Below are 18,600 nucleotides of genomic sequence, written 5' to 3'. Positions count from 1 at the left end.
ACTCAACCGGCCGCGCGCAAGCGTGATCTCATGCCAGCCGGGCCGTCAGCACCTTGAGCGCGGCCAGGCCGAACAAGACCGCAAACGCCCCGTCAAACCAGCGCCGCAACCGCAGATAGGCGGCGGCGACCGGACGGGCGGAAAAGGCCAGCGCCATCGTGGACATCGTCAGCGTCGAGGTCGCAAGGCACGCCAACCCGACCTGCCACAGCACCCAGACCGGCGCGTCCGCCGGGATGACCACGGCAAACATCGCGCCCCAGAACAGCACCGCCTTGGGGTTGGTCAGGTGGATCAGCGCGCCGCGGGCCCAGGCATGGCGCAGGGTTTCAACCCCCGCCGACCGCGCGACGGCGTCGCCGGGGCGCAGGGCGGCACGCGCGGATCGAAACGCCAGCCATGCCAGATAGCCCGCGCCGACATAGCGCAGCAGATCAACAGCCCAGGCGTGGCTCATCATCGCCGCCCCCAGCCCCATGCCCGCGATCAGCGCCCAGACCGCAGAGCCCGTGACGATCCCCAGCGCGACGGCCAGCCCGCGCGCGCGGCCACCCTCCATCGCCGTGCCGGTCAGGGCCAGCGTGGCCGGACCGGGGGACGAGATGGCGATGACCCAGCCGATCAGGATGGGCAGAAGTTCGGACAGGGACATGGGAACCTCGGGGAAACCTCGGGCGGAAAGGATCAGGTGCGGGCAGCGTCCATCAGGCGGCGCATCTCGCGGATTGCTGGGTCGAGTCCCATGAACACCGCCTCGGAGATCAGGAAATGCCCGATGTTCAGCTCGCGGATCTGCGGCGTCGCGGCGAAGGGCGAAACGGTGGCGTAACTCAGCCCGTGGCCTGCGTGGACCTCAAGCCCCAACGCGCTGGCCAGCGTCACCCCCGCCAGCAGCCCGGCCAGCTCCTGCGCTGCGGCCTCGGCCTGCCCGTCGGCGACAAGATCGCAATAGGCCCCGGTGTGCAACTCGATCACCGGCGCACCGACGCGCGCTGCCGCCTCGATCTGGCGTGCATCATGGCCGATGAACAGCGACACGCGGCTGCCGGCGTCGGTCAGCGCGGCGATATAGCCGGTCAGGCGGTTCGCATCGCCGGCGACGTCCAGCCCCTCGGTCGTGCGCTCTTCGCGCTTTTCGGGGACCAGACAGACGGCGTGCGGTTTATGGCGCAGGGCGATTGCCTGCATCTCGGCGGTTGCCGCCATCTCAAAATTCAGCGGCACGCTCAGCGCGTCCATCAGCGCGTCGATATCGGCGTCGCGGATGTGGCGACGGTCTTCGCGCAGATGGGCGGTGATGCCGTCGGCGCCCGCCGCCTCGGCGATCAGGGCAGCGCGCACCGGGTCAGGATAGGCCGAGCCGCGCGCGTTGCGCAGGGTGGCGACGTGGTCGATGTTGACGCCTAACCGTTGGCGGGGGGTGGTCATGTCTCGTCTCCGGCTTCCCGCGTGCGCTGGCGTAGGCGCGCGGCTTCAAATCGGGCTTTCAGGCGCTTGGCGCGGCCGCGTTGATAGGCGCGCACCAGCGGGAGGTGCAAGAAGTAGATCGCGACGGCTGCGGGGGCCCCGATGATCACGCCGCCGATCATATAGGGCAGGAATACCCGCCAGAAGAACAGTTGCAAGCGGAACCAGTGGACCTGTCCGCCGGTGAACAGCGCCCAGAGGTTATGCGTCAGCTCGCCACTGGCCCGCCCGATGGCCGCCATCGCTTCGGTAAAGCTGACCATCGCGCCGGTGCCGAGCAGCCAGTGGCCCAATTCCAGCGCGCTGACGGCCATGATCGGAAAGGTGATCGGATTGCCATAGAATGTGCCCAGCAGCGCGGCCAGAATATTGCCGCGCACGATCCAGGCCACCAGCGCGGCGGTCAGGAAATGCAGACCATAGAGCGGCAGGAAGGACACAAACGCCCCGGCGGCGATGCCAAGGCAGATCCGCTCGGGCGAATCCGGCAGGCGGCGCATGCGGTGCAGAACATAGGTCGAGGCCCGCCGCCACCCGCCACGCGGCCAGAAGAATTCGGCGATCGTTCGCAGCAGGGGTCTGGTGTCTCGCCGCTTGAAGATCACGCGCTAGGGTCCGGGTTCAGGGTTGGCGAGTCAGGTCGCGGGCTCGGAAGACCTGGGCTACATCACTTTCAGCCGAAAGGATGGTCAGGATCCTGTGAAGATGTTCCACATCAGAGACGTCTATCTCGACCGAAATGCGGAAATAGTCAGGCTTTTTATCCAGAAAATGCAGATCCGAGATATTGGCCTTTTGTTCACCGATCAGGCTGCAGACGCGGCCCAGAACCCCGGCGCTGTTGGTGATGGTCAGTTCCAGACGGACACCATGCACTGCCGCGTGCTTGCCCTCAAGCCAATGCAGGTCAATCCAGCGTTCCGGCTGATCTTCCAGCGCTGCCAGCGCGCCGCAGTCGATGGTATGCGCAACAACGCCCTTGCCGCGATAGGTGATGCCGACAATCCGCTCGCCCGGCACGGGCTGACAGCACAGCGCGCGGCGGAACTGTACCCCCGGCTCCAGCCCGACGACAGGACGCGCGCCGTCAACCTCGGGCTCAACCATCGTCGCGGTTTCGGGATAGAGCTGCTGGATCACCGCGCGCGCACTGATTTCGGCGGCACCGATCTTCTCCAACAACTCATTCGGCCCGCGCAGACCCAGGGCCCGCCCCGCCGTGTCCAGCGCCTTTTCCGTCACCCGCCGCCCGACCCGCTCGAACGCGACGCGGCTCAGTTCACGGCCCAGCTTGATGAAGCGCTCGCGGTCTTCCTCGCGCAAGCTGCGGCGGATCGCGGCCTTGGCGCGACCAGTGTGGACCAGTTCGATCCACGAATTCTGCGGGCGCTGGCCGTCGGCGGTGATGATCTCGACCTGCTGACCATTGCGCAGCCGGGTCCACAGCGGCACGCGCAACCCGTCGACCTTGGCCGAGACGGTGGCATTGCCCAGCCGCGTATGGATCGCATAGGAGAAATCGAGCGGCGTCGCGCCCTTGGGCAGCTGCACCACATCCCCCTTGGGCGTGAAGCAAAAGACCTGATCGGCGTACATGTCCAGTTTGACATGTTCGAGGAATTCATCGTGATCCTCGGTCGAATCCAGCCGCGCGGTCAGCCCTTCGATCCATTTCGCCGGATCAATGGCGAAGGGGTTCACCGCGCGCATGCCGTCCTTGTAGGACCAATGCGCGGCCACGCCCGCCTCGGCGACCTCGTGCATCTCGCGGGTGCGGATCTGCACCTCGACCCGTTTGCCATCGCGTCCCGACACCGTGGTGTGGATCGAGCGATAACCGTTGGTCTTGGGCTGGCTGATGTAATCCTTGAACCGCCCCGGCACCGCGCGCCAGCGCTGGTGGATCAGGCCGAGCACATCGTAGCATTCGTGCACATGGTCAACGATGATGCGGAACCCATAGATGTCCGACAGGCGGCTGAAGGTAAGTTCCTTCTCCTGCATCTTGCGCCAAACGGAATAGGGTTTTTTCGCGCGGCCATAAACCGTGCCGTCCAGCCCGGCCTTTTCCAGCTCGAACCGGATGTCGGCGGTGATCCGGGCGATGACATCGCCGGTCTCACGCTGCAGGGTGATGAAACGGCGCAGGATCGAGTTGCGCGCCTCGGGGTTGAGGACGCGGAACGCCAGATCCTCCAGCTCTTCGCGCATCCACTGCATGCCCATGCGGCCAGCGAGCGGCGCGTAGATCTCCATCGTCTCGCGGGCCTTCTGCGCCTGCTTGTCGGGCCGCATCGAGCGGATCGTGCGCATGTTGTGCAGCCGGTCGGCCAGCTTGACCAGAATCACCCGCAGATCGCGCGACATCGCCATCAACAGCTTGCGGAAATTCTCGGCCTGCTTGGCCTGCGCCGATTGGGGTTCCTTGGACTTGGCTTCGGAGGACAGCTGCAGGTTGGTCAGCTTTGTCACGCCATCGACCAGCTCGGCCACTTCGTGACCGAACAGGTGCTGGACCTCGGTATAGGTCGAGCGCGTGTCCTCGATGGTGTCGTGCAAAAGCGCCGTGATGATCGTCGCATCATCCAGCCGCATCTCGGTCAGGATCGAGGCAACGGCCACGGGATGCGTGAAATACGGCTCACCCGAATGGCGCATCTGCCCTTTATGCATGTCATCGCCATACGTCCACGCACGGCGAATCAGGGCTTCGTCGGTAGTCGGGTTATAATTGCGGATTAACGCAACCAGATCATCGGGCGTGATCACGTCGCGACCCTGCCCGATTCATGGTCAGTCCTGCTCGATCTGTGCGGCAACCAGCTGGCGCAGCATCTGCTCTTCGGTCAGGTCATCCAGCTGCGGACGATCAGCCTGGCTGCTCATCCGCGAGGCCATGTCGTCTTCTTCCGGCATGTCGACCTCGTTCTGGGTGCGCATGCTCTCGATCAGACGCTCGCGCAGGGACTCGGCCCCTTGCGTCTCGTCCGCGATTTCGCGCAGGGCCACAACCGGGTCCTTGTCATTGTCGCGGTCAATCGTCAGCGGACCGCCAGCGGCGATCTCCCGCGCACGATGGGCCGCAAGGATTACCAGCTCGAACCGGTTCGGTACTTTATCAACGCAATCTTCGACCGTCACGCGGGCCATGAAGCACTCCATCTGCGGCAAAGGGGAGGATCAGCCTGTGGCGTGTAACGGCATTTCCCCCAGATGACAAGCGCACGAGGCCGCTTAACGGCGCTTGTTGCGGTCAAATCGGCCTGATCTCGGCAATTTCCGCCGGATCCAGTGCCTCCAACATCGTCCTCACGCTCTGCCCGGTCAAGGGATGCACCCAATCGGGCGCCACCTCGGCCAGGGGAACCAGCACGAATCCGCGCTGATGCAGCCGGGGATGGGGCACGATCAGCTGCTCGGGCGCGACTCGGGCCTGGTGCTCGGGCGGCAGCGCCATCCAGTGCTCGACGGTATCGCGGTCCGGCAGCACCTGCCCGCCCGCCGCCAGCAGATCAATGTCAATCACCCGCTGACCCCAGCGTTTGATCCGCACCCGGCCCATCTCGGCCTCGATCTGATGCAGCAGCGCCAGCAGCGCTTCGGGCGTCAGATCAGACTCGACCAGCAGGCACGCGTTGGCAAAATCGGGGCCAGCACCGGCGGGGAAAGCGGGGGTGGCGAAACTCCGGCTGCGACGCAGGGTTACAACCCCGGCCCGCTTGATCTTGTCGATCGCGTCATTAAGTAAGTTGGTGTTGGATGTCATGTCGTGTGACATATTGCTGCCCAAGGCCAAGAGGAACGGGTTGCGGTGCGCAGGGGTCACTCGTATTGTCCAATCTGGTTCGTATCGTTTTTGGCAACCAAACCGCCCCAGTTAATCGGCAAAATCAATTTGCCAGCTCTCCGGGCGCGGTGTCGTTTCTTTTAATTACGCAGCGATTTTGAAAGGAACAGTGATGTTTTACAAGGATGAGCGCCTCGCGCTGTTTATCGATGGTGCCAATTTGTTTGCCGCCGGCAAGGCCCTTGGCTTTGACATCGACTACAAGTTGCTGCGTCAGGAATTCATGCGCCGCGGCAAGATGCTGCGCGCCTTCTACTACACCGCCTTGCTGGAGAACGACGATTATTCGCCGATCTCGCCCGCTCATCGACTGGCTGAACTACAACGGCTACACGATGGTGACCAAGCCCGCCAAGGAATACACCGATTCCATGGGCCGCCGTAAGGTCAAGGGCAACATGGACATCGAACTGGCCGTGAACGCGATGGAAATCGCGCCCCGGCTCGATCACGCGGTGTTGTTCTCGGGGGACGGCGACTTCCGCCCGCTGGTGGAATCGCTGCAGCGTCAGGGCGTGCGCGTTTCGGTCGTCTCGACCATCCGCTCGCAGCCGCCGATGATCGCCGACGAGCTGCGCCGTCAGGCCGACAATTTCATCGAGCTGGACGAGCTGCGCGACGTGATCGGCCGCCCGCCGCGCGAACCGCGTGACGTTCGCCCGCGTGAAGACGCAGCCGCCGAGGACGAAACCTCCCCGTCGCAGGACTGACCTTCTGATCGCAGCGCTCGCCGGACTCTTCGCCGCCGCCTTTGTGGCGGCGACAGTCCTGCCCTTCCAATCCGAACTGATCTTCGCCGGGCTGCAAGTCGCCGGCATGGCCCCCGCGTGGCTGCTGGTTGTTGTCGCCTCGCTCGGCAACACGCTGGGCACCTTCGTGAATTACTGGCTGGGACTGCGTCTGGAAACCGCCGGGGCGCATCGCTGGCTCAAGGTGCCCGACGCCCAGTTCGCCAAGGCTCAGCGCTGGTGGGACCGCTGGGGGATATGGACACTCCTGCTGTCATGGCTCCCGGTCCTCGACCTGACCACCGTCATGGCCGGTGCCATGCGCACCCCCCTGTGGCAGTTCACCCTTCTCGTGGCGATCGCCAAGACCGGCCGCTACATTGCCCTCGCACTGATCACCGCCGGCCTGTTCGGCTGACCCATGTTCTGTCCGAAAATATCCACGGGGAATTTTCAAGGGGGAGCGTGCTCCCCCCTTGAAGCAGGGGGCCCGGGGGCGGCAGCCCCCCGCACCTACAGGAAACGTCGGCGCGGCAGCCCCCCGGCTTTCGCCCCGAAACGCTGGACCTCACGGCCCTCACGGATTACCTCTGACATGCAGACGGAGACGCCCATGACCAAGCCCCCTGACCCTCTATCTCGCCGCCCCGCGCGGCTTTTGCGCGGGCGTTGACCGCGCGATCAAGATCGTCGAGCTGGCGATCGCCAAATGGGGCGCGCCGGTCTTTGTGCGCCATGAGATCGTGCACAACAAATTCGTCGTCGACAGTCTGCGCGATCAGGGCGCGGTGTTTGTCGAGGAACTCGATGAATGCCCGGACGACCGCCCGGTGATCTTTTCCGCGCATGGTGTGCCCAAATCCGTCCCCAGCGCCGCGCAGGCGCGCAACATGACCTTTGTCGATGCCACCTGTCCGCTGGTCTCCAAGGTCCATATCGAGGCCGAGCGCCACTCGGAAAACGGCTTGCAGATGGTGATGATCGGCCACGCCGGCCACCCCGAGACCGTAGGCACCATGGGCCAGCTGCCCGACGGCGAAGTGCTGCTCGTCGAGACCGTCGCCGATGTCGCCACCATCACCCCGCGCGATCCGGCCAAGCTGGCCTTCATCACCCAGACCACCCTCTCGGTCGATGACACCGCCGATATCGTCGCCGCCCTGCACGCGCGCTTCCCGGCCATCATCGGCCCTCATAAAGAAGATATCTGCTACGCCACGACCAACCGCCAGGCGGCGGTCAAGGCCATCGCGGGCAGGATAGACGCGCTGCTGGTGATCGGCGCGCCCAATTCCTCGAACTCCAAGCGTCTGGTTGAAGTGGGCCGCGCCGCAGGCTGCGCGTATTCCCAACTGATCCAGCGCGCGGATGAAATCGACTGGCGCGCCCTCGACGGCATCACCTCGGTCGGCCTGTCCGCCGGCGCCTCGGCCCCTGAACGGCTGATCAACGAGGTCATCGACGCCTTCGCCGCGCGCTATGATCTGACCAAGGAAATCGTCGAAACCGCCGTCGAGAACGTCGAATTCAAAGTCCCCCGCGTGCTGCGAGTGCCCGCATGAGCCCCGAGTTCCTGCTGACCGCCTTCATCGTCTGCCTCGCCCCCGGCGTCGGCATTATCTACACGCTCTCGACCACGCTGGGCCGCGGCCTGCGCGCCGGGCTTTGGGCGGTGCTGGGGTGTACGCTGGCCACGGCGGTGCATCTGGGCTTTGCGCTGGCAGGGCTGGCAGCGGTGCTGCAAACTTCGGCGCTCTTGTTCACCACGATCAAATACCTCGGCGTCGCTTATCTGCTCTGGATGGCCTGGGGCACGCTGCAAGGCAGCGGAGCATTGCAGGTCCAGCCCGACGCCACCCAGCGCTCGCCGCTGTCGCTCATCGGGCGCGGCATCCTCCTCAACATCCTCAACCCCAAACTGCCGATGTTCTTCGTCGCCTTCCTGCCTCAGTTCATTCCCGCCGGTGATCCCCATGCCACCGCCCTGCTGGTCCAGCTCGGCCTCGGCTTTGTCGCCATGACGGCCGCCGTCTTCCTGCTCTACGCCCTTGCCGCTGGCTGGCTGCGCAGCCGCGTGCTGGGCTCCGAGCGCGCGATGACCTGGATGCGGCGCGCCTTTGCCGCCTCCTTCGCGGCGCTGGGGGCACGCCTGGCTTTTGAGCGCGCATGAGCGACGCGCAAACCCTGTCGGTGTATGACCAGCGCGCGGCCGATTATGCCGCGATGGCCGACGCGCATCCCGCGCCGGAACTGACCGATTTCATTGCCCGCCTCGCCCCCGGCGCCCGCGTGCTCGATCTGGGCTGCGGCCCGGGCCGCGACTCGGCCCGCATGGCCGCCGCCGGGCTCAACCCCGATCCCGTCGATGCCTCGCCCCAGATGGTGTCGCTGGCCCGGGCTCAGGGCCTGCCAGCCCGGCTCGCCACTTTCGATGACCCGCTGACCGAGCGCTACGATGCGGTCTGGGCCAGCTTCAGCCTGCTCCACGCGCCGCGCGCCGCCCTGCCCGGCCATCTGGCTGCGATCCATGCCGCGCTGAAATCCAAGGGGTTGTTCTTTTTGGGTCTCAAACTGGGCGCGGGTGAAAAACGCGATGCGCTGGGTCGCTTTTACACCTATTACACCCGCGACGCGCTGCACGCGCGACTCGCCGATACTGGCTTCACCCTCGTCTCGACCATCGAGCGCCGCGACACCGGCCTCTCGGGAAGCGAAGACCTTGGAATACTGATCCTGTCCCATGCCTGAACTCTACGCCTGGACCGATGGTGCCTGCAGCGGAAACCCCGGCCCCGGCGGCTGGGGCGTACTGATGCGCGCCATGGAGAACGATACCGTCGTCAAGGAGCGCACGCTTCAGGGCGGCGAGGCCGACACCACCAACAACCGCATGGAGCTGATGGCGGCCATCGCGGCGCTCGAAACGCTGACCCGGCCGACCGAGCTGACCATCACCACCGACTCGGCCTATGTGAAGAACGGGGTGACCCAATGGATCCACGGCTGGAAGCGCAACGGCTGGAAGACCGCCAGCAAGCAGCCGGTCAAGAATGTCGAACTCTGGCAACGCCTTGATGCCGCGCAAAAGCAGCATCAGGTAACGTGGAAATGGATCAAGGGTCACGCCGGCCACGCCGAGAACGAGCGCGCCGATGAACTGGCCCGCGCCGGCATGGCCCCTTTTAAGCCATGACCCTGCTGGTGGTCCTCGACTACCTGTCGGTCTTTATCTTCGCGCTGACCGGTGCACTGGTGGCGAGCCGCGCGCAGCTCGATCTGCTCGGCTTTCTGTTCATCGCCTCGCTGACGGCGGTGGGCGGCGGCACGGTCCGCGACCTGCTTGTGAACCGCGAGGTGGTCTTCTGGATCGCCAACCCGTGGTACATCGGCACCGCCTGCGTAGCTGCCGTGCTGGTGTTCTTCACCGCGCATCTGCTGGAGAATCGCCGCCGGGCCATTGATTGGCTGGACGCGGGCGCCCTGGCCGTCGCCGTCCCTGCGGGGGTCGGGGTTGCGCTGAACCTCGGCCATGGCCCCGCCGTGGTGGTGATCATGGGCATGATGACCGGGGCCTTTGGCGGACTGATGCGTGACGTGGTCTGCAACGAGGTGCCGCTGGTGCTGCGTCAGGGCGAACTCTACCTCTCCGCTGCTTTCGCCGGTGCGCTGGTTGCACTCGCCGTCCGCTTTGCCATCGGGCCGACGCCCCTCGCCCTGCTCGCCTGTGCCGTGGTGACCTTCCTGTTGCGCGCAGGCTCCATGGCCTTCGGCTGGAAGCTCCCGGTCTACAAATCCCGCCCGCCGCGCAACCGCATGTAACCACCGGGGCTTGACTCGCCCGCCCCACACCCCCACATCACATTCAACCCGATGAATGCGTGAGGCTCCCCTTGTCCAGCAAGATCCGCCTGACCTGCCCAGACTGCGGCCAGACCAACCAGTTCCCCGCCGACAAGGCCTCGGCCGCGCCCAAATGCGGGATCTGCGGCCATGCGCTCAACGACGGCAAAGTCGCGAAGCTCGACCTCAAGACGCTGGAAAAGATGGCGAAGAACGATGACCTGCCGCTGCTGGTCGACTTCTGGGCCCCGTGGTGCGGCCCTTGCCGCCAGATGGCCCCCGAGTTTGAAAAGGCCGCGCGACAACTCTCGCCCCGCGTCAGGCTCGCCAAGATCGACACCCAGTCGAACCCCGACGCCACCGTCCGCTACAACATCCGCGGCATCCCGGCCTTCATCCTCTTCCACCGCGGCCGTGAAGTCGCCCGGCTTGCCGGTGCCCGCCCGGCCACTGACCTGATCCGGTTCCTGGAAGAAAATCTCAAGCGCGTCGGCTGATCCCCGGCCTGCGCATTTTCTGTCTCTCAGTATCCACGGGGTTTCCAAAGGGGCCCGTGGGCCCCTTTGGCGAGGGGAGCTCGAGGGGGCGCGCAGCCCCCTCGATCCCGCCGTTCACCCCGGGCTCATGCCCCGCATCCTCTCATTGCGCCGCCGCAGCACTTCCAGCGTCGCCAGCAGGATGATCGACAGCGCCACCATCAGCGTCGCCACTGCCAGAATCGTCGGCGAGATCTGTTCGCGCAGCCCCAGGAACATCTGCCACGGCAGCGTCTGCTGCGCCGCCGAGCCGACGAAGATCACCACCACCACCTCATCGAACGAGGTGATGAAGGCGAACAACGCGCCCGAAATCACCCCCGGCAGAATCAGCGGCAGTTGAACCTTGAAGAAGGTCTTCAGCGGCCCCGCCCCCATCGACGCCGCCGCGCGGGTCAGCGAGCGGTCGAAACCGACCAGCGTTGCCGTCACGGTGATGATGACGAAGGGAATGCCCAGGATCGCGTGGGCCAGCACGACGCCCCAATAGGTGCCCTGCAAGCCGATGGCGGAAAAGAAGAAATACATCCCCGCCGCCGAGATGATCAGCGGCACGATCATCGGCGAGATCAGGATCGCCATGATCGCGCGTTTGAAGGGGACGTGGCTCTGGCTCAGGCCAATCGCGGCCAATGTGCCCAGACTGACGGAAATCAGTGTCGCCATCGGCGCGATGGTCAACGAGTTGCGCGTCGCCAGTTGCCAGTCGGGGTTGGTGAAGAAATCGACGTAATGGCGCAGCGAATACCCCGCCGGGTCCAGCGCCAGCATCTCGGTGGTGAAGGTAAAGTAGTTCTGCGCGTTGAAGCTGAGCGGAATGATCACCAGGATCGGGAACATCAGGTAGAAAAAGATCAGCCCGCAGATCACCCGGAACGCGTAGTACCAGACCCGTTGCAGCGGCGTCGCATAGATGGGAAGTGCCATGTCTGATTACCCCAGCTTCACGTTGTCGATGCCGACCACACGGTCATACACCCAGTAGAGCACCATCACCGCGACCAGCAGGATCGTGCCCAGCGCGCCCACCAGACCCCAGTTGCCCGAGACATACCACTGGTGCGCAATCCGGTTCGAGATGAACATCCCCGAGGGGCCGCCCACCAGTTCCGGCGTGATGTAATAGCCAACGGCCATGATGAAGACGAGGATCGCGCCCGCGCCGATACCGGGGATGGATTGCGGGAAATATACCCGCCAGAACGCCGTCCAGTCATTCGCACCCAGCGATTTCGCCGCACGGACATAGGTTGGCGGGATGGTCTTCATCACCGAATAGAGCGGCAGGATCATGAAGGGCAGCAGGATATGCGTCATGGCGATGATCACGCCGAACTTGTTGTTCACCATCTGAAACCGGCTGTCATCCGCAATGATATGCGCCGAAACCAGCAGTTGGTTGATCACGCCCTGATCCTGCAACAGGACCTTCCATGACGACGTCCGCACCAGAAGCGAGGTCCAGAACGGCAGCAGCACCAGAATCAGCAACAGGTTGGCGTTGCGCTCCTTGATGTTCGCCAGCAAGAACGCGACCGGATAACCCAGCAGCAGCGCCAGAAAGCAGATCAGCCCCGACATCCACGCGGTGCGCCAGAACAGCATCTGATGCAGCGACTGGTTGTCGGGCATCGGCTCGATATGCCCCGAGACCATCGTGTAATCGACCGCCGCCAGATAATACCCGCCGGTCAGCGTGCTGGAATAGGCCTTGAGCGCGCGCCAGGTATCCAGATCGCCCCAGTCGCGGTGCAGATCGATCATGCGTTCGCGGAACGGGCCATCGGTTTGCAGATCCCAGTCCGGCACTTCCCGCTGGGCGCGACGGACCATGGTGGTAAAGCCCGCAGCCTCGAAATTCATCCGGCGCGCGACGTTCAGCGCCGTGCGCTCGGGGATGGCGACCTGCAGGTCCTCGACCAGCGCGCGGAACACGGCTTCGGGCGGCAGTTCGGGGCTGTCAACGTCCCAGACATCCAGCGCCGAAACGGTGTTGGGCAGGATGTCCTCGACAATGCCGTTCTCGACCGAGCGGAACAGCATCGAAGCGATGGGCATCAGGAAACCCAGGCAGATGAAGATCAGCAAAGGGGCGATCAGCAGCAAGGCGCGGGCCTTCTGGCGTCTGAGCGCGCGGCCCAGCGAGCGCTTGAGCGGCTCGCCTCCGCGCATGTCCTGGCTGGCGGTATCGGTGGTCATCGCGTCGTCCCCCTGAGGTGACGGTCCCCGTCTTTGTGCGGGAAGCCGGTCTGGTCAATGCGAAGGGCCGGCCCCGGATGGGGCCGGCCCTCAAGATCTTATTGAGCCAGCCAAGCCTGGAAGCGGGCGTCGATTTCGTCGCGATAGTCAGCCCACCACAGGTAGTTGGTCACGAAGGCACCGGTCATGTTGGCCGGATCGGTGGGCATATGCGGGGCCATTTCGATGCCCAGCGTTTCATGCTGACCCACCAGCGGTGCCGACGAAGCACGGGCCGGACCATACGAGATGTACTTGGCCTGATCGGCCAGACGCTGGGTGTCGGTCGCAAAGTAGAGGAAGTCCATCACGCGGGCCAGACGATCCTCGGGCAGACCGGCGGGAACGACCCAACCGTCAATGTCGAGCATCTGGTAACCCCAGGCCATGCCGATCGGCTGGTCCTGCTCGGCGATCGCCGAGAACAGACGACCGTTATAGGTCGAGCCCATGAAGATCTCGCCATCGGCCAGCAGCTGCGGCACTTCGGCGGCAGCCGACCACCAGATCGTCTCGTCCTTGATGGTGTCGAGCATGGCGAACGCGCGCTCAAGACCTTCTTCGGTCTCCAGCATCGCGTAGACTTCTTCATAGGGCACGCCGTCGCACAGCAGCGCCCATTCCATGTTGCCGACCGGACGACGGTTCAGCGCACGGCGGCCCGGATAGGTTTCCAGATCGAAGACCGCGCAGGCGTCGGTCGGGGCATCGACGCCCTCGGGCACCATGTCGGTGCGATAGCCGAAGGTCGTCGAGAAGACGATCTGCGGGATAAAGCACTCGGACACGATCATCGGGCCAAAGTCGACCGAGGCCAGCGTGCCATCGGGCGCAGCAGCCAGCTGCTCGTCGTGGTTGATCGGCATCGCCAGACCTTCATCGCACAGACGCAGCGAGTCGGCGGCTTCAACGTCGACCAGATCCCAGGTCACGTTGTTCGCTTCGGTCATCGCCCGCAGACGCGCAACCGCATCGGCCGAGCTTTCGTCGGTGATGATGTTGATGTCCGAATGCATGGCCAGGTAAGGCGTGAAATAGGCATTGGTCTGCGACGACTGATAGGCGCCGCCCCAGGAAACGATGGTCATGTCTTCGGCAGCGACGCTACCGGCGCTCAGTGCAAGGATGCCAACAGCACCTTTCAGAACGGTGGTGATTTTCATTTTATTATTCTCCCTAGTCGAACTTACCCGCTGTTGTCGCAAACCGTCCTGCGGGCCCAGACGGCAAGAGATACCTGTGCGCCCTGCCCTCAGGCGTCGAGCGCGCGGCAATCTTCTGGGCGCCATCCGATGCGGATCTTGTCGCCCGCCGCAAGCCTGCGCTGGTCTTGCGCGTTGCGGTATTTCATGACGAAATCGTCGCGACCGGCCACTTTCAGCCGGAAACGGAACGTGTCGCCCATGTAGATGAATTCGAGCACCTCGGCCTCGACCAGATGGGCATCGGGATGCAGACGCTCGGGATTGGATTCGACCCGTTCAGGCCGGATCGACACGCGGGTGCGTTCGCCGACCGACCTGACGTTCACCGGCTGCGCATCAACCAGCGTGCCGTCGTCCAGACGGACGGTGCAATGTTCGCCCTTGATGGTTTCGACCACGCCGTCCAGCTTGTTGTTTTCGCCAATGAACTGCGCAACGAAGCTGTTTTCGGGACGTTCGTACAGATCCTCGGGCGGCGCAAGCTGCTGAATGCGGCCGTCGTTGAACACGGCGACGCGGTCCGACATGGTCAGCGCCTCGGTCTGGTCATGCGTCACGTAGACCGTGGTGATGCCCAGCGTATGCGCCAGATTGGTGATCTCGAACTGCATGTGTTCGCGCAACTGCTTGTCCAGTGCGCCCAGCGGTTCGTCCATCAGGACCAGCTCGGGCTCGAACACCAGCGCACGCGCCAGAGCGACGCGCTGTTGCTGGCCGCCAGACAGCTGGGCCGGGCGGCGGTTGGCAAAGCTGACCATCTGCACCATGTCCAGCGCGCGGGTGATCTTGGCTTCGCGCTCGGACTTGCCAAGGCCCCGCACTTCCAGGGGAAAGGACAGGTTTTCAGCAATCGTCATGTGCGGAAAAAGCGCGTAGTTCTGAAACACCATGCCAATCCCGCGCTTGTGCGGCGGGATGTTGTTGATGGGCTTGCCGTCGAGAAGGATTTCGCCATGCGTGGCGGTCTCGAAGCCTGCGAGCATCATGAGGCAAGTCGTCTTGCCCGAGCCCGACGGGCCCAACATGGTGAGAAATTCACCTTTGGGCATACTGAGGTTCAGATCTTTGACAACGAGGATCTCGCCGTCATAGCTTTTCTGCACGCGATCAAAGACGACGAATCCGTCGGCGCGGGCTTGAGACACGTATGCTTCCCCCTGATGGAAGTTTTTGTTTTTTATGTGTGTTTGCGTATATTTTTACGCATTATTGGTGCTTCAAGTTAAAGCAAGGCACCGACCGTATTTCAACCCATTATCGGGGAACGGCCACATCGGCAGGGTCAAAGGCGACAAATGGCGCGCGAATCGCGTCCTGTGCAGGAGAATGGCCTCATGAAACATCGTTTCACAGGCGTTTGACCTTCGAGACAGGCTCGGGCCGGGTCCCCGGAGGGTTTTTCGCTGCAAGGGGAAAATGGTGCGGTCGAGAAGACTCGAACTTCCACGGGGGTTAGCCCACAGCGACCTCAACGCTGCGCGTCTACCAATTCCGCCACGACCGCACTGGGATTGGTGCGCTGCTCATAGCGGGTTCACCAAGGGATGTGAAGAGGGAATTCAGGGCGCTTCACGCATTTCTGCGCGGCCCGTAGCGGCGTTGCAGCAGCACCGCAGCGGCCACCGCCAGCAGCAGGGCAGCGAGCGCCACCGGTCCGCCAGTGCTGTCTGCACCAAAGAGCACCCGGTGCATGATCCGGCCGGGCAACAGGGTGAAAAGCGCGGCCGCGGCCAGCCCGAAATGGTAGATCCCGCGCATCGTTCCGCGATGGACGGCGATATCGCCACGTATGGCCGCGCGCAGACCCCGGATCAGCGCGAACAGCGTCCACAGCGACAGCGCGTGGATCGGGCCGAAGGGGCCGATCAGCGGCATGGAATGCACCCAGAAGCTGGAGAGCGCCGTCACCATCATGGCAATGATCCAGACATAGCCGACGACGCGGTGCAGCCGGTCACGGCGTTGCCGATAGAACGCCAGCGGCCCCAGCAGCAGGGCCAGAACCGCCGCAGCGACGTGGATCTGGATCGCCGGGGATGCTTGAAGAATCGGGGCAAGACTTGTCATCGGAGGGCCTCATCGTGTCTTTATGCGTTGTGGTCGATTGCCCGCTCAGCCCCGGCTGGTCGAGGCCCGAGACGTAAACGACACGAGGATCTGCGTGAACGATACCGCCCTGCGCCTTGCGCTTCGTGAAATGCACGCGGCGTTCAGCCGTCCCGGCCCCTGGGTGATTGTCGCTGCGGTGGTGGTCGCGCTGGCGGTTTCAGGGCCGTTCGGCACGCTGGCCTCGCTGGGATTCGCCACGCGCCTGGCGTATTGGGCGGCGGTGGTCGTGCTGACCCTGGGCGCGGGATGGCTGGCCACACAGGGATGCGTGCACGCGCTGGCGCGGCGGGGGATCGGGCGGATCGGACAATGGCTGATCGCCAGCCTGACGGTTTCGGCGGTGACGGCGGCGGTTGTGGGGGTGCTCAACGTTCTGGCCTTTGGCTTTTACGTCACCGACCGGGGCGCGGTGGCCGACTTGCTCACCTCGACCGTCCCAATCGCGCTGATGGTCACCGCGGCCTTCATCTGGGGCTTCCCCCGCCTGCCACGCCCGCCACGCTGCAAACCACCAGCCCGCAACCGCCGCGCCTGTTGGCCCGGCTGCCGCTGGACAAGCGCGGCGCGCTGATCTCGCTGTCGGTGCAGGATCACTATGTCGAGGTGGTCACCCTGCGCGGCCGCGAGTTGCTGCTGATGCGCCTGTCCGACGCCATCGCCGAAACCGGCGGCGACGTCGGATTGCAGGTGCACCGGTCGCACTGGGTGGCGCTGGATCAGGTGCGCGCGGCGCGGCGCGAGGGCGCGCGCGGGGTGTTGACCCTATCGGACGGGCGCGAGATCCCCGTCAGCCGCACCTATGCCGCCGCAGCAAAAGCGGCCGGGCTGTTCTGAGCCCGACCGCTATACTCAGCGTCGGTGGTTACTTGGTGACAGCGGGCGCGACGGGCGTCTGGACCTGTGGCTGCACCGGTGCCGCCATGCTCGGCACGCTTCCGGTAGCACCATTGACAGCCGCCATGATCAGCGCATTGCGCGAAGCCGGGCCGGGCTGAAACGCCACCTCGGTGGTCATCGTGGTGGGGACGCTTGCGTTGAACCAGTCGGCGGCCAGATCACGGCGCTGCACGGCGCCGATGCCTTGCATCAGGTGATGCGCGGGCAGCTCGCCATAAGCGGTTTCCCCCAGCGCGGTCAGAATCAGCGCCGACCCCAGTGCCACCGGCAGGTTATCGGTCGCATAGCCACTGGACAGACAGACCCGCGCGTTCATCGCCAGATCGCTGGTGCTCATCCCCGAGGTCAACATCCATTGCGTCATCCCGGCCAGCACCACGTCCCGCGGTTGCAGCGACAGGGCGGAAACATTGGCCTGCAAGGCAGTCGCCAGACCGGCGCACTGACCGGCGACGTCCTGCGATGCCACGCCAAGCTGCGCCATCATCGCTTCACCATCGGCGATGGCATAGCCACGCGCCAGACAGAACTGTTCGTTCAGGGTAAACACGGGATCGGTCATCGTGGTCACATCGCTGTAGCCGCCGTTGGCCGAGGTCACCAGACCCACGCGGTTGCAATGCGATGCGAGTGACGTCTGTGCCGGACGGCTGCCCCCGCCGAAGAAGTTGGGCATCCCGCCACCCGTCGCGGTAACGCCCGGCGCTGCCGCGTTGGGGTTTTGCACCATCGGCTGTGCCGCCGAGACGGGCGGGGCCAGCGGTGAGTCAGCGTGTCCCCCCAGCGCGGCCACCGTCGTGGTCCCGCCTTCGGTCAGGCGGCACGACGATTGCTGGCACTCGAACATGGCGGGCGTGGCGTTGTTGGACTGAAAGTCGTTGCGGCGATAGCCGTCAGGCGTAGACACGAACACCTGCACCGTACAGGCCTGCGCGTTACACCAGAAGGCCGAGCCGGTCACCGAGGTGTCGATGATATAGTCGGTGCGCCCGTCACCATTCAGATCCGAAAGCTGCACAAAGCCTGATCGCTGCACCAGTTGCTCGGCCGTCGGGTCCGAGCTGGCGGCGATTTCATCGACCGCGTCGGCCACTTCGCCCGGCAGCCCATAGGCCCCGGCGCTGCGAACGCGGGTGCCGCCGCCCTGCATCTCATCGCGTACGACGGTCAGCAGGCCGCGCAAACCGTCCTGATGGCGCTGCGTGACGCGCGTCACTTCAGGCCCGCCGATCTGCGCGCGCTGATAGGCCGAGATCAGCACCTGCCGCTCAAACACGGCCAGCGTGCCGGTAACCGGAAAGCCCAGATAGGCCTGATACTGCGAAATCCCGGCGCGGGACTGGCGGCCAAGCACACCATCGGGCGTACCGACGTGGAAATAGAAATGGTTGAGCGCGGTCTGCACCTCACGCGCTTCTTGCCGGGCGGCAGAGGGCACGACATAGCGCGTGGTGCGCGTCGGCCGGCGCTGGCCCTGAATGGCCCCACCGATAATTCCACCGATAATTCCACCCGCGATGGCGCTGCCGACATCGGCGCGGGCCTGACCGACGGAACCGGTCATCAATGCCGCGACGAGCGCGGTCGTCGTGAAAATCTTGCGGTTCATGATACCCCCAACATAATAAAGCAACCCTATGGCGAGAAGCGTAGCACCCAGACTCGCAAATCGCCAAGCACGGATTGCCCGTCAAAGACGATTCGGCCCCAGCAATCATTGACCCTAGCCCTTG

At 64.5% G+C, this 18,600-nt stretch carries 21 protein-coding genes, 1 tRNA gene and 1 pseudogene; 10 read left to right on the top strand and 13 right to left on the bottom strand.

The features are described from left to right. Window positions 1-28 precede the first annotated feature (28 nt). From OKW52_RS07645 to folK, 6 genes are all read right to left on the bottom strand, one after another. Complete coding sequence (locus tag OKW52_RS07645; protein ID WP_264417182.1) at window positions 29-652, bottom strand: LysE family translocator; 624 nt, start codon at window positions 650-652, stop codon at window positions 29-31. A 32-nt stretch (window positions 653-684) separates the two neighbouring features. Continuing rightward, window positions 685-1,428 carry a pyridoxine 5'-phosphate synthase gene (locus tag OKW52_RS07640; RefSeq protein ID WP_264505194.1) on the bottom strand — a complete coding sequence of 248 codons (744 nt, stop codon included), beginning with the start codon at window positions 1,426-1,428 and terminating at the stop codon, window positions 685-687. Next, window positions 1,425-2,072, bottom strand: a complete 648-nt coding sequence (locus OKW52_RS07635) for a DUF2062 domain-containing protein (RefSeq protein ID WP_264417180.1) — start codon at window positions 2,070-2,072, stop codon at window positions 1,425-1,427. Before OKW52_RS07635 ends, OKW52_RS07640 begins: the two co-directional genes overlap by 4 nt. 16 nt (window positions 2,073-2,088) lie before the next feature. Then, window positions 2,089-4,236 (bottom strand): RelA/SpoT family protein, encoded by a 2,148-nt coding sequence (locus OKW52_RS07630; RefSeq protein ID WP_264505193.1) that lies wholly within the window; start codon window positions 4,234-4,236, stop codon window positions 2,089-2,091. A gap of 24 nt (window positions 4,237-4,260) precedes the next feature. Continuing rightward, window positions 4,261-4,617 (bottom strand): DNA-directed RNA polymerase subunit omega, encoded by a 357-nt coding sequence (gene rpoZ / locus OKW52_RS07625; RefSeq protein WP_127104832.1) that lies wholly within the window; start codon window positions 4,615-4,617, stop codon window positions 4,261-4,263. A 103-nt stretch (window positions 4,618-4,720) separates the two neighbouring features. Further along, complete coding sequence (gene folK / locus OKW52_RS07620; protein ID WP_264505192.1) at window positions 4,721-5,293, bottom strand: 2-amino-4-hydroxy-6-hydroxymethyldihydropteridine diphosphokinase; 573 nt, start codon at window positions 5,291-5,293, stop codon at window positions 4,721-4,723. A 133-nt stretch (window positions 5,294-5,426) separates the two neighbouring features. Here folK and OKW52_RS07615 point away from each other — a divergent pair. The 8 genes and pseudogenes from OKW52_RS07615 (at window position 5,427) to trxC (ending at window position 10,379) form a co-directional block, all read left to right on the top strand. After that, a pseudogene (locus tag OKW52_RS07615) lies at window positions 5,427-6,024 on the top strand (LabA-like NYN domain-containing protein). A gap of 43 nt (window positions 6,025-6,067) precedes the next feature. Beyond that, window positions 6,068-6,460: a YqaA family protein gene (locus OKW52_RS07610; protein WP_264417175.1), complete on the top strand. Its 393-nt coding sequence runs from the start codon at window positions 6,068-6,070 to the stop codon at window positions 6,458-6,460. Window positions 6,461-6,668: 208 nt separating this feature from the next. Continuing rightward, on the top strand, window positions 6,669-7,604 hold the full coding sequence (gene ispH / locus OKW52_RS07605) for a 4-hydroxy-3-methylbut-2-enyl diphosphate reductase (RefSeq protein WP_264417296.1): 936 nt from the start codon (window positions 6,669-6,671) through the stop codon (window positions 7,602-7,604). Beyond that, window positions 7,601-8,212 (top strand): LysE family translocator, encoded by a 612-nt coding sequence (locus OKW52_RS07600; protein WP_264417173.1) that lies wholly within the window; start codon window positions 7,601-7,603, stop codon window positions 8,210-8,212. The genes ispH and OKW52_RS07600 overlap by 4 nt, the downstream gene beginning before the upstream one ends. Beyond that, on the top strand, window positions 8,209-8,790 hold the full coding sequence (locus OKW52_RS07595) for a class I SAM-dependent DNA methyltransferase (protein ID WP_264505191.1): 582 nt from the start codon (window positions 8,209-8,211) through the stop codon (window positions 8,788-8,790). The genes OKW52_RS07600 and OKW52_RS07595 overlap by 4 nt, the downstream gene beginning before the upstream one ends. Further along, on the top strand, window positions 8,783-9,235 hold the full coding sequence (gene rnhA / locus OKW52_RS07590) for a ribonuclease HI (RefSeq protein WP_264505190.1): 453 nt from the start codon (window positions 8,783-8,785) through the stop codon (window positions 9,233-9,235). Before OKW52_RS07595 ends, rnhA begins: the two co-directional genes overlap by 8 nt. Then, a complete protein-coding gene (locus tag OKW52_RS07585; protein ID WP_264505189.1) occupies window positions 9,232-9,861 on the top strand; it encodes a trimeric intracellular cation channel family protein in 630 nt (209 codons plus the stop codon). The genes rnhA and OKW52_RS07585 overlap by 4 nt, the downstream gene beginning before the upstream one ends. Before the next feature lie 71 nt (window positions 9,862-9,932). Further along, window positions 9,933-10,379 carry a thioredoxin TrxC gene (trxC, locus tag OKW52_RS07580; protein ID WP_264505188.1) on the top strand — a complete coding sequence of 149 codons (447 nt, stop codon included), beginning with the start codon at window positions 9,933-9,935 and terminating at the stop codon, window positions 10,377-10,379. Between the two features lie 114 nt (window positions 10,380-10,493). Here the strand turns inward: trxC and OKW52_RS07575 are convergent, their stop codons facing one another. The 6 genes from OKW52_RS07575 to OKW52_RS07550 form a co-directional block, all read right to left on the bottom strand. After that, window positions 10,494-11,345, bottom strand: coding sequence for an ABC transporter permease (locus tag OKW52_RS07575; protein ID WP_264505187.1), 852 nt, complete (start codon window positions 11,343-11,345; stop codon window positions 10,494-10,496). A 6-nt stretch (window positions 11,346-11,351) separates the two neighbouring features. Continuing rightward, window positions 11,352-12,617, bottom strand: coding sequence for an ABC transporter permease (locus OKW52_RS07570; RefSeq protein WP_264505186.1), 1,266 nt, complete (start codon window positions 12,615-12,617; stop codon window positions 11,352-11,354). 98 nt (window positions 12,618-12,715) lie between these two features. After that, window positions 12,716-13,819: an extracellular solute-binding protein gene (locus OKW52_RS07565; RefSeq protein ID WP_127104842.1), complete on the bottom strand. Its 1,104-nt coding sequence runs from the start codon at window positions 13,817-13,819 to the stop codon at window positions 12,716-12,718. 89 nt (window positions 13,820-13,908) lie between these two features. Then, complete coding sequence (locus OKW52_RS07560; RefSeq protein ID WP_264505185.1) at window positions 13,909-15,006, bottom strand: ABC transporter ATP-binding protein; 1,098 nt, start codon at window positions 15,004-15,006, stop codon at window positions 13,909-13,911. A 272-nt stretch (window positions 15,007-15,278) separates the two neighbouring features. Continuing rightward, window positions 15,279-15,365, bottom strand: a tRNA-Leu gene (locus OKW52_RS07555). Window positions 15,366-15,430: 65 nt separating this feature from the next. Next, complete coding sequence (locus OKW52_RS07550; RefSeq protein ID WP_264505184.1) at window positions 15,431-15,928, bottom strand: DUF2306 domain-containing protein; 498 nt, start codon at window positions 15,926-15,928, stop codon at window positions 15,431-15,433. A 94-nt stretch (window positions 15,929-16,022) separates the two neighbouring features. On the opposite strand from OKW52_RS07550, the gene OKW52_RS07545 reads away from it, so the two are divergent. Together OKW52_RS07545 and OKW52_RS07540 are read left to right on the top strand one after the other, a co-directional pair. Further along, window positions 16,023-16,541 carry a hypothetical protein gene (locus OKW52_RS07545; protein WP_264505183.1) on the top strand — a complete coding sequence of 173 codons (519 nt, stop codon included), beginning with the start codon at window positions 16,023-16,025 and terminating at the stop codon, window positions 16,539-16,541. Then, complete coding sequence (locus OKW52_RS07540; RefSeq protein WP_264505182.1) at window positions 16,505-16,804, top strand: LytTR family DNA-binding domain-containing protein; 300 nt, start codon at window positions 16,505-16,507, stop codon at window positions 16,802-16,804. The genes OKW52_RS07545 and OKW52_RS07540 overlap by 37 nt, the downstream gene beginning before the upstream one ends. A 28-nt stretch (window positions 16,805-16,832) precedes the next feature. On the opposite strand, the gene OKW52_RS07535 is transcribed toward OKW52_RS07540, so the two are convergent. Beyond that, on the bottom strand, window positions 16,833-18,476 hold the full coding sequence (locus OKW52_RS07535; RefSeq protein WP_264505181.1) for a peptidoglycan-binding domain-containing protein: 1,644 nt from the start codon (window positions 18,474-18,476) through the stop codon (window positions 16,833-16,835). Between the last annotated feature and the right edge of the window lie 124 nt (window positions 18,477-18,600).

Source organism: Pararhodobacter zhoushanensis, from assembly GCF_025949695.1.
GTDB classification, from domain to species: Bacteria; Pseudomonadota; Alphaproteobacteria; order Rhodobacterales; family Rhodobacteraceae; genus Pararhodobacter; species Pararhodobacter zhoushanensis_A.
This window is presented reverse-complemented; position numbering and strand designations above follow the sequence as displayed.